The following is an 11,564-nucleotide window of genomic DNA, read 5'->3' as shown; positions in this document are numbered from 1 at the left end:
CTTATCAGGAATCCGCCGGTGGCATTCGTCCGGCGAATACTCAGACCGTCAGGAGAGGCGCGGCGCTGTCTCGCCAGCCACGACGCGCACCTCCCGCAGGAAGGCCTGTGCCGCCCGCGACAGCGGCCGCTTGCGCGAATGCACCACCGAGGCCGAGACCGGCGAGGCCGGCTCGAAGCGCCGGACCGCGAGGTTGCGCGAGGAGAGCGGCGAGAGCGGATCGACCACCGCCACGCCGATGCCGGTCTCGGCGAGGATGCAGGCGGTGTTGCAGTAGCGGACCTCGACCGAGGAGCGGAACGGCACGCCGACCTCCGCGAAGGCCTGGCGCACGATCGTCCCCATCCGCGTGCCGCGTTCCAGCGCGATGAAGGCGGCAGAGCGCAGATCATCGGGCGTGATCGTCTCCATCGCCGCGAGCGGATGATCGGGCCGCATCACGCAGACCATGCGCTCGGAGAAGAAGCACTCGCTCTCGACACCGCGATAATCGTTCAGCCCCAGCACGAAACCGAGTTCGGCCAGACCGTTGTCGACGCTCTCGACCACGTTCTCGAAGCGGCGGATGTCGAAGGAGACGCGCGTGTTGGGGCGCTTCTCGAGGAAGTTGCGCAGCGCGATCGGGATCACGCTGTAGCCCAGAGGCGGCGTCGCGAGGATGCGGATATGCCCGGTGCGGTTCTCCTTCAGATCCTGCACCTTCGCCTCGAAAGCGGCGTGCATGCTGAAGATCGGATCGGAATCGAGGCAGAGCTCGCGCGCCTCGGCCGTCGGGAACAGCCGGTTGTTGACGCGCTCGAACAGCGGAAAGCCGATCTGGCTCTCGAGATGCTTGATCGCGTTGCTGACGGCCGGCTGCGACAGCCCGAGTTCGTGCGCCGCGCGGACCGTGGTCTCGCAGCGGACGACGGCTCGAAGCAGCTCGATCTGGCGCAGGTTCATATCACGCCTCCGAATAGGGTGGGGTGCTCCCTATTTCGTCAGCAAATCATGTGCCAGCTTACGGCCCGCCGCAAGCGGCGTCTCGCTCAGCCGTCGAGGAAGGGCATCTCGCCCCGCGGCGGCGCGATGTCGGCATTCGCCTCGACCATCCGTCGCCAGACCGCTTCCGTCACCGCCTGCGCCTCCGCCAGCAGCGCCGGTTCGTCCACCGTCAGCACCTTGCGGTCGCGCATGACGAAGGCGCCGTCGACCATCACCGAATGCACCACGCCGGGATGGGCGTAGTTCACGATGTTGGAGGTCAGCCGCAGGATGGGTCGCAGCGCCGGCTGGTCGAGGTCGAGCAGGGTGATGTCCGCCTTCTTGCCGACGTCGAGCGAGCCGATCCGGTCGAGCGCACCCAGCGTGCGGGCGCCGTTGCGCGTCGCCATGTCGAGCACGGCCTGAGGCTGCGGATCGACGCCGCCCTCCTGAGTGCGGCCGTAGCCGGCGCGGTGGACGATCATGCCGATCTTCATCGCCTGGAACATGTCCTCGGTCATGTTGTCGGTGCCGAGCGCGATATTGACCCCGGCGTCGCGGATCGGCCCGATCAGGACGCGATGCGGCCCCTTGCGGGAGGAGGGCGCCGGGTTGTGCGCCATGTGGACGCCGCGCTGCGCGAGCAATTCGATGTCCTCGCGCGTGCAGAAGGTCCAGTGCGCGCAGGTCAGGTCCGGCCCGAGGAAGCCCTCGCGCTCCAGATAGAAGGCCGGCGTCAGCCCATGCGCCGCCTTCACCGCCGCGACCTCGCCGGGGCTCTGGGCGAGATGGCAGGTGCGCGTCAGACCGTGGCGGGCGGCGAGGTCCATGATCTCAGCCAGCATGGCGGGCGAGCAGTTGTCGGGAGCATGCGCCGCGAGCTGGCAGCTCACCCGGCCGTCGCGCGCACCGTGCCAGGTCTCGATCAGCTCCTGCGTGCGCTCGAGGAACTGCCGCCCGAAGGCCTCGTCGATCCCGTATTCGCCGAAGCGGATCTTGCGCGTGTCGATGTCCGCGCAGCTTTCCGAGAGCCAGAGCCGCAGGCCCGTATCGGCCATCGCACCGGCATAGGAGGGGACATGGCGGAAAGGGTCGACCAGCGTGGTCGTGCCGCAGCGGATCGCCTCCAGGCAGCCGAGTGCGGCCATCACCGCCCGCTCATGGTCGCTCATCGTGTAGGAGATCGGCGACATGTAGCGGTAGATGATCTCGCCGTCCCAGTCCTCGACCGTGCCGCGCAGCGCCGTCAGCACCGTATGCGTATGCGCGTTGACGAAGCCGGGCAGAACGGCGAGGCCGCGCCCCGCCATCCGCTCATGCGTCGGAAAACCCCGCTCCAGCGTGGCGGTCTCGCCGATGGCGGCGATCCGGTCGCCGGTGATCGCGATCGCGGCGTCCTGCAGGATGCGCCGCTCCTCGTCGCAGGTGACGATGGTGGCGCCGGTGATGAGCAGGTTCATGGTTGCGCCCGCTGGTTGGAGAGAGCCGCGGTCGCCGCCTTTTCCTGCGCCACGAAATGCTCCGCGATTTCGCGCCCCGTCGCGATCCAGACATCGCCGAAGCCACGTGCCCGCGCCAGGAAATCGCGCATGATGCCGAAGCGCATCGGTCTCCCCGAGACCTGCGGATGCATCACCATCGAGACCAGCCCGCCCCATTCGCGGGTCTGGTCGAGCTCGCCGTTCCAGATCGACAGCACATGCTCGCTCGGAAACATCGGGCGCGGGCTGAAGCGCTGCGACAGCCCGTAGAGCCAGTCGTCGAAGGAGGCGTTGATCGGCAGTTCCACCACCCCGGCCGATCCGTCGCGCTGCCGGTGCCGATAGGGCCGGATATCGTCGCGGAACGAGGAGGAATAGAGGATGCCGCGTTCGCGAAGATAGGTCAGGAGCGCGTCGTAGTTCTCGCCGCCGGCCGCCCGGTAGCCGACCGGGACCACGCCGAGCACGCGCTTCAGGGCCTCCATGCCCTTCTCGAACTCCTCGACGTCCTCATTGAAATCGGCCGGGTCGGGGCGCTTGTGCAGATAGCCGTGATGGCCGATCTCGTGGCCGTCGCGGACGATCGCCTCGCACATCGCCGGATGCACCTCGACGATCCAGCCGGGGATGAAGAAGGTCGCCTTGATCTCGACCGATCGCAGATGGCCGAGGATCTTCGGCACGCCGACGCGCTCCTCGTAGCCGCCGAAGGAGAGCGTCACCAGCCGGTCGGTGTTGGCGGCGTCGTGCTGCAGCCAGGCGGTCTCGCCATCGACGTCGAAGGCCGGAAACAGCGCGCAGCTCTTGCCGGCGGGCCAGGGGAAGTCCGGCGCCGGGTCGGCGGGATTGGCGATCCGCATCGGGAAGACAGGCGTCATCGGAACCTCTCGTCGTGCAGGGCCAATGGCGCCCTGCAAAGCGAGGATAGCAAGGCGCGCGGGCCCGGCGAGCCGGCCGGCGCAAGCGCCGCTATGATTTATGGCGCCGCTCTATTCGCCCTGGTGATAGCGCCATGCCCCTCGGAGCGCGGCCCGCCCCTCACGCCACCATGCCCGGCCTTCCTCGCCGTTGCGCCCGATGCAGCCAGCCTTAGCCCGTGGCAGAGGGCTGGCGCTGTGTGTGGGCTGCACGCGCGATCACCGGTCGAACTGACGCTTTGCCGCATAAACAGGCATATGCCGAGCGAGCGGGCTAAGGTGCCTTACGATGCGTCATGTTGCGGCGCGGGCACCGGTCTGAGCGGCTTTGCGCAAACCCTCGGCCGTTTGCCGGCCACCATCTCCGTCGGAACGCGGTTGGCACGGCAGTTGCTGGCCTGCGGCGCCCACTGCCCGAGGATCTTCGTCATCACGATGGCTGCGCCTGCCCCGTCTGCCTCCTTGTCCGCCCAGCCGCTGACGCTCGACGGCATCACGCACAGCTATGGCGGCGGACTGGCGGTCGACAACGTCACGCTCGAGGTCAAGGGCGGCGAACTCGTCGCGCTGCTCGGCCCCTCCGGCTGCGGCAAGACCACGCTGCTGCGGATCGTCGCCGGCTTCATCCAGCAGGGCAACGGCAAGGTCCTGATCGACGGCCGCCCGATCGACACCCTGCCGCCGAACCGCCGCGAGATCGGCATCGTCTTCCAGAACTACGCGCTGTTTCCGCACATGACGGTGGCCGAGAACATCGCCTATGGGCTGGCCGCCCGCGGCGAGAGCCGCAGCGTTCAGGCCCAGCGCGTCGAGGAGATGCTCGCCACCGTCCAGATGGTGGGTTTCGCCGATCGCAAGCCCAAGCAGCTCTCCGGCGGCCAGCAGCAGCGCGTCGCGCTGGCGCGGGCGCTCGCCATGCGGCCGCGCATCCTGCTGCTCGACGAGCCCTTCGCTGCGCTCGACAAGAACCTGCGGCTCGACATGCAGATCGAGATCAAGCGGCTGCAGCGCCAGTTCGCCCTGACCGCGATCATGGTCACGCACGACCAGGACGAGGCGATGGCGATCGCCGACCGCATCGCCGTGATGAGCCAGGGCCGGATCGAGCAGCTCGGCACGCCGGTGCAGGTCTATGACGAGCCCGCCACGCTCTTCGTCAACAGCTTCATCGGCTCCAGCAATCTCCTGAGCGGACAGATCTCGGCGCCTGTCGAGGGCGGCTACGCCGTGACGCTCGGCAACGGAGCCGCCTGGACGGTGCCGTCCGCCGCTCGCTTCGCCCCGGGCCAGCCGGTTCTCGTCTCGGTCCGCCCCGAGCAGATGCACCTCGCCGACGAAGCCGGCGAGGGCCGTTTCCCGGTCGAACTCAAGCTCAGCCTGCCGATCGGTGGCGAACTGATCCACGACGTCACCGGTGCCGATGGCTGCTCGCTGAAGATCGCGATGTCACGCCGTCCCGGCATGGCCTCGGGCCGCGCGGGCACTGCTTTCTGCGGGCTCGCCGACCATGCCCGCCCCGTTCTCTTTCCCGCCACCCAACCCTGAACCGGAGCCCATGCCGATGACACAGATGAACCGTCGAGACCTCCTGGCCGGCGCCGGCGCGCTCGGCCTGGCGTCGCTCCTGCCGCTGCGCGCCAGCGCCTCCGGCAGCCTTACTGCCGCGATCTATCCCGGTACCTGGGAAGAAGCCTATCGCGGCGTCGTCGCGCCTGCGCTGAAGAAGAACGCCGGCGTCGACGTCGCCTTCGACGCGCTGTTCGCCGTCGATCAGGTCGCCAAGGTGCGCGCCGCCCGTGGCGTGCCGCCCTTCGACTGCTTCGTGCTCGATCCCGGTCCGGCCGCGGCGGCGCAGGCCGCCGGCCTGTTCGAGCCGATCGATCCCGCCAAGCTGACCAATGCCGCGAAGATCCCGACGGGCCTGATCAAGTCGCATGGCGTGACCTGCAACGCCCAGGTCGTCGGCATCGCCTACAACCCCAAGAAGTTCGCGACCCCGCCCAAGGGCTGGGCCGATCTGTTCAAGTCGCCTTATGTCGAGCGGCTGGGCCTCACCGGCTTCCAGACCACCTTCGGCACGGTCTCGATCATCGAGATGGCGAAGGTCTTCGGCGGCTCCGCCACCAATGTCGAGCCGGTCTTCGCCGAGCTGAAGAAGGCCGTGTCGAAGGCGGCTGCGGTCGCCGCGCCCGCCGCCATGCCCGGCCTGTTCCAGCAGGGGCAGATCGACATCATGTACACCAACACCAACACGGTCTCGACGCTGAAGGGTCGTGGCGTCGATATCGAGTTCATCAAGCCCGAGACCGGCGCGATCACCTTCCAGACCACGCTGCACATCGTGAAGGGCGCCGACAACGTCGCCAACGCCTACAAGTACATCGACACCGCCATCTCGTCCGAGGTCCAGGCCGCGCTGCAAAAGCAGCCCTACAACATGGTCCCGATCAACAAGGACGTGAAGCTGGTCGAGACGCTCGACATCAAGTCGCTCGACGAACTGGCCAAGATGGTCACGCATGACTGGACGGTGATCAACCCGCAGCGCGCCGCCTGGATCGAGCGCTTCAACAAGGAAATCACCAAGTAGGTCGCAGCGATGGCGGGCATGGCTGCAGCGGCCGCTGGGAACGGCGGTGTTCCGGGGGCCAGGGTCGACTGGCGCCTCGCGGCGCCGCTCGGCCTGACTTATCTCGCCTTCTTCGCGGCCCCCTTCGCGATCCTGCTCGGCATCAGCTTCTATGCCGATGCCGAGCAGACGCGGCTGGGGCTCGACTCCTGGGCCAAGTTCTATGGCGACGCCTTTTACCGGAAGGTGATCTTCGACACGCTCAAGCTCGGCGTCTTCGCCGTGCTGGCCACCACGCTGCTGGCCTATCCACTGGCGCTCGTCTTCCGGGGCTCGGGCCCGCGCGTGCAGCGGCTGCTGATCTTCATCATCCTGATGCCGCTCCTGACCTCGGTCGTGATCCGCACCTTCGCCTGGATCGTCATCCTGGCGCGCGAGGGCGTGCTCAACCAGACGCTGATCGGACTCGGCCTGACGTCGACCCCGCTCAACCTGCTGCAGACCGAGCTCGGCCTCGTCATCGCGCTGACGCAGATCGAGATGCCCCTGATGCTGCTGCCGCTGCTCACCATCATGAACCAGATGGACCAGAACCTGGTCGATGCCTCGCGTGCGCTCGGCGCTTCGAAATGGCGGACCTTCTTCCGGGTGATCCTGCCGCTGACGCTGCCGGGCTGGATCGCCGGCGCGACGCTGGTGTTCGCCTCGGCAACGACCGCCTTCATCTCGCAATCGGTCATCGGCGGGGCGCGGCTGGTCTATCTGCCCTCGCTGATCTGGCAGCAGTCCATGGTGGTCTACAACTGGCCCTTCGCGGCAGTCGCCTCGCTGACGCTGCTGTTCACGGTGCTCGCCGGCATCATGGCGCTCGGCTGGCTCGGCCGCTTTGCCAGGACGAGCTGAAATGAGCGGGCGTGCCAATCACCTCTGTCATTCCGGGGCGCGCCGAAAGGCGCGAACCCGGAACCCACGACCGGGTGAAACCGGCGCGAGGTTGTTTGCGTCGCCCGGTCGTGGGTTCCGGGTTCATCGCTTCGCGATGCCCCGGAATGACAAGGGGGAATAGGCCATGCAGCGCTCCACGCTTGGTGACGTCGGCTATTCCTGGGTCATCGGCCTGCTCGCGGGGCTGGGCATCCTGATCCTGATCGGGCCGGTGCTGATCGTCATCGCGACCTCTTTCACGACGTCGCAGACCCTGAAATTCCCGCCTCCCGGCCTGTCGCTGCGCTGGTATGGCGAATTGTTCGACACCACCCGCTCGGCCCAGATCCACACCGCCGCGCTCAACAGCCTCTGGGTCGCCGGCCTCGCCACCGCCATCGGCGGCGTGCTCTCGGTGCTAGCGGCGCTGGCGATCACGCGGGTCGCGCGGCCCTCGGCGCGCGTGCTGGAGGCGAGCTTCCTGTCGCCACTGGTGCTGCCGACGCTGTCCTACGGCCTCGCCGCGCTGATGTTCTTCTCGGTGCTCGGCATCCGGCCCTCGCTCAACCTGCTGATCGCCGGCCATCTCGTGGTGATCGCGCCCTTCGTCTTCCGCACCACGCTGGCGAGCCTGACGCAGCTCGATCCGGCGCTGCTCGAGGCCTCCGCCAATCTCGGCGCGAGCCGCCTCTACGGCTTCCGCCGGATCACCCTGCCGCTGATCGCGCCGGGCATCGCGGCGGGCTGCTTCCTCGCCTTCATCTCCTCGATGGACAATGTCCCGGTCTCGCTCTTCCTCTCGACCGCACGCACCGCCATGCTGCCGATCCGGATGTGGGGGATGATGGAGACGACGCTCGACGTCCGCATCGCCGCCATCGCCGGCGTGCTGATCCTGGCGACGCTGATCCTGATGATCGTGATGGACCGCCTGACCGGTCTGACGCGGCGGATGAGCGGGTGAGGCGTAAACCTTGTCATTCCGGGGCATCGCGCAGCGATGAACCCGGAACCCACGACCGGGTGCAACATCAATATAAACGGCCGGTCACCCGGTCGTGGGTTCCGGGTTCGGGCCTCTCGGCCCGCCCCGGAATGACAACATTGGGAGCCCCTCGATGACCATCCCCTATGACCGCGACCTGATCGGCTACGGCGCCAACCCGCCCAACCCGCAATGGCCCGGCGGCGCCCGCATCGCGATCAACTTCGTGATGAACTACGAGGAGGGCTCCGAGCCCTCCATCCAGGACGGCGAGGGCTACACCGAACTCGGCCTGACCGAGGCCAATGGCCTGCCGACCGGGGTCAAGGGCCGCGATCTCGCCGGCGAGGGCATGTTTGCCTATGGCAGCCGCGTCGGCTTCTGGCGGCTGATGCGGCTGTTCCAGGAGCGGGGACTGCCGATGACGGTGTTCGGCTGCGCGCTCGCCATCGAGCGCAACCCCGACGCCGCGGCCGCGATCCGGGCGTCGGGCTTCGACGTCTGCTGCCATGGCTGGCGCTGGATCAAGCATTACGACCTGACGGAGGCCGAGGAGCGCGAGCACATCGCCAAAGCGATCAAGTCGCTCGAAGCCACGGTCGGCGAGCGGCCGCTGGGCTGGTACTGTCGCTATGGGCCGAGCGTGAACACCCGCAAGCTGATCGTGGAGGAGGGCGGTTTCCTCTATGATTCCGACGCCTATGACGACGAACTGCCCTATTGGAAGGTGGTCGACGGCAAGCCGCATCTCGTCGTGCCCTATTCGCTCGTCAACAATGACGGCAAGTTCGGCTCGGGCTTCTTCGGCACCTCGAACGACTATTTCGACTGGCACAAGGATGCCTTCGACATGCTCTATGCCGAGGGCGCGACCCAACCCAAGATGATGTCGGTCGGCCTGCATATGCGCCTGATCGGTCACCCCGCCCGCGCCGCCGGCCTCGCGCGCTTCCTCGACTATGTCCAGAAGCACGAGAACGTCTGGGTGACCGGCCGGCTCGATATTGCGAAGCACTGGGCGAAGACGCATCCTTTCCAGCCGGCCTGACGCAACACCGTCATTGCGAGCGGAGCGAAGCAATCCAGTGACGTAGAGCGCTACGTCCCCTGGATTGCTTCGTCGCTATCGCTCCTCGCAATGACGGTCGCGATATCATCGAAGGAACGACACCTTGCCCAAGCCCGACCTGATCGTCGCCCTCGGCGATGCCCGCTACCTGATCGAGCGGCCCTTCGGCTCCTGGCCGCAGAATGCCGGCTTCGTCACCGATGTGACGGTCGATGCCCGCGGGCATGTCTTCGTCATGCTGCGGCACGACCCGCTGACGCAACCCGACGATCCGCGCGTGGTCGAGCTCTCGCCGGAGGGAGAGTATCTCGGTGGCTGGGGCGGCGACCTGATCGCCGATTCCCACATGCTCACCGTCGATGCGCAGGGGCGCTTCCTCTGCGTCGATCGCGACATGCATGAGATCGTCATCTGCTCGGCGACCGGCGAGCGCCTGGGCGGCCTCGGCCAGCGCGGCGAGCCGCTTTCGCCTTTCAACCACCCCACCGACGTGCATGTCTCGGCCTGGGGCGACATCTACGTCGCCGATGGCTATGCCGCGAGCCGCATCCACCGCTTCTCGGCCTATGGCGTCCATCTCCAGAGCTGGGGCGAACATGGCGCCGGCGAGGGTCAGTTCGGCTGGCCGCACGCGCTCTGGACCCATGCCGATGGCCGCGTCGTCGTCGTCGACCGCACGCACAACCGCGTCCAGGTCTTCGACCGCAACGGCCAGCATCTCGCGACCTGGAGCCATTTCCGCGACCCCGTGGCGATCTGGGGTGACGAGCAGGGAAACACCTATGTCACCGACACGCAGCCGACTCTGCAGAAGATCGGCCCCCGTGGTGAGCGCCTCGGCCGCTGCCGACCGTTCCTCAATGGCGCGCACGGCATCTACGGCACGCCGGGCGGCGACATCCTGCTGGCCGAAAGCAATCCGAGCCGCCTGACGCGCCTGCGGCTGCTGGATTGATGTTTTGCAGACGGCCTGAACCGTCGTTGCGAGGAGCTAAGCGACGAAGCAATCCAGGGGCGTCGCGCGAATCCCTCTGGATTGCTTCGCTTTGCTCGCAATGACGGCAGTCCCAGGCGACATCCAGGAATGGCCATGACCACGCAGATCATCTGGGGCGGGACGCTCCTCACCGGTTTCGACGCCGCAGGCGAGCCGGTCCTGCTGCAGGATGCCGGCGTCGCTTGCGAGGCGGGAACGATCCTCGCGACCGGGCCGCTCGCCGATCTGAAGGCGGCCTATCCCGAAGCGACCGTGACCGGCGGGCGCGACTTCGCGATCACGCCGGGCTTCGTCAACGCGCATCACCATGTCGGCCTGACGCCGCTGCAACTCGGCTCTCCCGACCACCCGCTTGAACTCTGGTTCGCCAGTCGCATCGCGCTGCGCGACGTCGATCTCTATGCCGACACGCTGTTCTCCGCCTTCGAGATGATCGAGAGCGGCGTCGCGACCGTTCAGCACCTCCACAGCCGCGCGCCGGGAACGCCGGCCGACATCCTCGCCGCCGCCGAGAAGGTTGTCAGCGCCTATCGCGACATCGGCATGCGCGCCTCCTATTCGATGGCGCTGCGCGACCAGAACCGGCTCGTCTACGAGGCCGACCAGGATTTCGCCGCCCGCCTGCCCGAGGAGCTGCGTCCGGCCGCGAGTGCCTTCTTTCAGCGTTTCACCGTGCCGCTCTCCGACCAGGTCGCGGTTTTCGAAGAATTGCTGGCGCGCTATGGTCACGGTGACCGCATCCGCATCCAGATCGCGCCCGCCAATCTGCACTGGCTCTCGGAGGAAGCCCTCGACGTCACCGGCGAACTCCAGCGCCGCACCGGGCTGCCGGTCCATATGCATGTGCTGGAGACGCCCTATCAGAAGGCCTATGCCCGCAAGCGCACGGGCGGCTCGGCGCTCGCCCATCTCGACCGGCTTGGCCTGCTCGGCCCGCATTTCACCATCGGCCACGGCGTCTGGATGAGCGAGGCCGATATCGAACTCGCGGCCGATCGCGGCGTCTGCATCTGCCACAATTGCAGTTCGAACTTCCGGCTGAAGAGCGGCGTCGCCCCGGTCAACCGCTTCCTCGCCCGCAGCATTCCCGTCGCCATCGGCATCGACGAGGCCGGTATCAACGACGACCGCGACATGCTGCAGGAGATGCGGCTCGTCCTGCGCGCCCATCGCGAGCCGGGCATCGACGCTCCCCATCCCTCGCCGGCGCAGGTGCTGCGCATGGCGACCGAAGGCGGGGCGCGGACCACGCCCTTCGCCGGGCGCATCGGCCGTCTGGAGCCCGGCATGGCGGCGGACCTCGTGATGTTCGACTGGCCGGCGGTGACCTTTCCCTATCAGGACGAGGGACTGGGCTTCGTCGAGGTGCTGGTCCAGCGCGCCAAGGCGAAGGCGGTGCACAGCGTCATGATCGCAGGCGAATTCGTCTATCGCGAGCGCCGCTTCACGAGGCTCGACCGTGACGCCGTTCTGGCGGGTCTCGCCGAGGCGCTGGCGAAGCCGAAGACGCCGGCCGAGCAGGACCGCATCGCCCTGTCGCAGGCGCTGCTGCCGCATGTCCGGCGCTTCTATGACGGCTATCTCGACGGGCAGGGCGACGAGCCCTTCTATCGCCCGAGCGGGCGCTTCTGACGGGCTCACCTACTAGGGTACCGGGCT

General features: G+C 67.5%; 10 protein-coding genes. 7 read left to right on the top strand and 3 right to left on the bottom strand.

Annotated elements, in window-relative coordinates; genetic code table 11:
- Positions 1–48 precede the first annotated feature (48 nt).
- From SJY11_RS16935 to SJY11_RS16925, 3 genes are all read right to left on the bottom strand, one after another.
- Positions 49–942: a LysR family transcriptional regulator gene (locus SJY11_RS16935; RefSeq protein WP_376987936.1), complete on the bottom strand. Its 894-nt coding sequence runs from the start codon at positions 940–942 to the stop codon at positions 49–51.
- An 86-nt stretch (positions 943–1,028) separates the two neighbouring features.
- Positions 1,029–2,423 (bottom strand): amidohydrolase family protein, encoded by a 1,395-nt coding sequence (locus SJY11_RS16930; RefSeq protein ID WP_376987935.1) that lies wholly within the window; start codon positions 2,421–2,423, stop codon positions 1,029–1,031.
- Positions 2,420–3,322, bottom strand: coding sequence for a polysaccharide deacetylase family protein (locus SJY11_RS16925; RefSeq protein WP_376987934.1), 903 nt, complete (start codon positions 3,320–3,322; stop codon positions 2,420–2,422). Before SJY11_RS16925 ends, SJY11_RS16930 begins: the two co-directional genes overlap by 4 nt.
- 474 nt (positions 3,323–3,796) lie before the next feature.
- On the opposite strand from SJY11_RS16925, the gene SJY11_RS16920 reads away from it, so the two are divergent.
- The 7 genes from SJY11_RS16920 to SJY11_RS16890 all read left to right on the top strand — a co-directional run bounded on the left by SJY11_RS16920 (position 3,797) and on the right by SJY11_RS16890 (position 11,537).
- Positions 3,797–4,906: an ABC transporter ATP-binding protein gene (locus SJY11_RS16920; protein ID WP_376987933.1), complete on the top strand. Its 1,110-nt coding sequence runs from the start codon at positions 3,797–3,799 to the stop codon at positions 4,904–4,906.
- A 16-nt stretch (positions 4,907–4,922) separates the two neighbouring features.
- Positions 4,923–5,951 carry an extracellular solute-binding protein gene (locus tag SJY11_RS16915; protein WP_376987932.1) on the top strand — a complete coding sequence of 343 codons (1,029 nt, stop codon included), beginning with the start codon at positions 4,923–4,925 and terminating at the stop codon, positions 5,949–5,951.
- Positions 5,952–5,969: 18 nt separating this feature from the next.
- Positions 5,970–6,833 carry an ABC transporter permease gene (locus SJY11_RS16910; protein WP_376987931.1) on the top strand — a complete coding sequence of 288 codons (864 nt, stop codon included), beginning with the start codon at positions 5,970–5,972 and terminating at the stop codon, positions 6,831–6,833.
- 166 nt (positions 6,834–6,999) lie between these two features.
- Positions 7,000–7,818 carry an ABC transporter permease gene (locus tag SJY11_RS16905; RefSeq protein ID WP_376987930.1) on the top strand — a complete coding sequence of 273 codons (819 nt, stop codon included), beginning with the start codon at positions 7,000–7,002 and terminating at the stop codon, positions 7,816–7,818.
- Between the two features lie 154 nt (positions 7,819–7,972).
- Positions 7,973–8,887 carry an allantoinase PuuE gene (locus SJY11_RS16900; RefSeq protein WP_376987929.1) on the top strand — a complete coding sequence of 305 codons (915 nt, stop codon included), beginning with the start codon at positions 7,973–7,975 and terminating at the stop codon, positions 8,885–8,887.
- 124 nt (positions 8,888–9,011) lie between these two features.
- The gene (locus tag SJY11_RS16895; protein ID WP_376987928.1) at positions 9,012–9,863 is read left to right on the top strand and encodes an NHL repeat-containing protein; all 852 of its coding nucleotides are present in this window, start codon (positions 9,012–9,014) and stop codon (positions 9,861–9,863) included.
- Between the two features lie 135 nt (positions 9,864–9,998).
- Entirely contained in the window at positions 9,999–11,537 is a 1,539-nt protein-coding gene (locus tag SJY11_RS16890) for an amidohydrolase family protein (protein WP_376987927.1), read from the top strand.
- The last annotated feature ends 27 nt before the right edge of the window (positions 11,538–11,564 follow it).

Origin of the sequence: Allobosea sp. R86505 (genome assembly GCF_042466375.1) — a bacterium.
Classification (GTDB): domain Bacteria; phylum Pseudomonadota; class Alphaproteobacteria; order Rhizobiales; family Beijerinckiaceae; genus Allobosea.
Note: the sequence above shows the minus strand (reverse complement) of the source record. Positions and strands in the feature narration are given on the sequence as shown.

Coding starts and splice junctions, on each gene's coding strand:
- SJY11_RS16920 (WP_376987933.1), top strand. CDS start 3,797: ATGGCTGCGCCTGCCCCGTCTGCCTCCTTGTCCGCCCAGCCGCTGACG.
- SJY11_RS16905 (WP_376987930.1), top strand. CDS start 7,000: ATGCAGCGCTCCACGCTTGGTGACGTCGGCTATTCCTGGGTCATCGGC.
- SJY11_RS16890 (WP_376987927.1), top strand. CDS start 9,999: ATGACCACGCAGATCATCTGGGGCGGGACGCTCCTCACCGGTTTCGAC.
- SJY11_RS16910 (WP_376987931.1), top strand. CDS start 5,970: ATGGCTGCAGCGGCCGCTGGGAACGGCGGTGTTCCGGGGGCCAGGGTC.
- SJY11_RS16900 (WP_376987929.1), top strand. CDS start 7,973: ATGACCATCCCCTATGACCGCGACCTGATCGGCTACGGCGCCAACCCG.
- SJY11_RS16930 (WP_376987935.1), bottom strand. CDS start 2,423: ATGAACCTGCTCATCACCGGCGCCACCATCGTCACCTGCGACGAGGAG.
- SJY11_RS16925 (WP_376987934.1), bottom strand. CDS start 3,322: ATGACGCCTGTCTTCCCGATGCGGATCGCCAATCCCGCCGACCCGGCG.
- SJY11_RS16935 (WP_376987936.1), bottom strand. CDS start 942: ATGAACCTGCGCCAGATCGAGCTGCTTCGAGCCGTCGTCCGCTGCGAG.
- SJY11_RS16915 (WP_376987932.1), top strand. CDS start 4,923: ATGACACAGATGAACCGTCGAGACCTCCTGGCCGGCGCCGGCGCGCTC.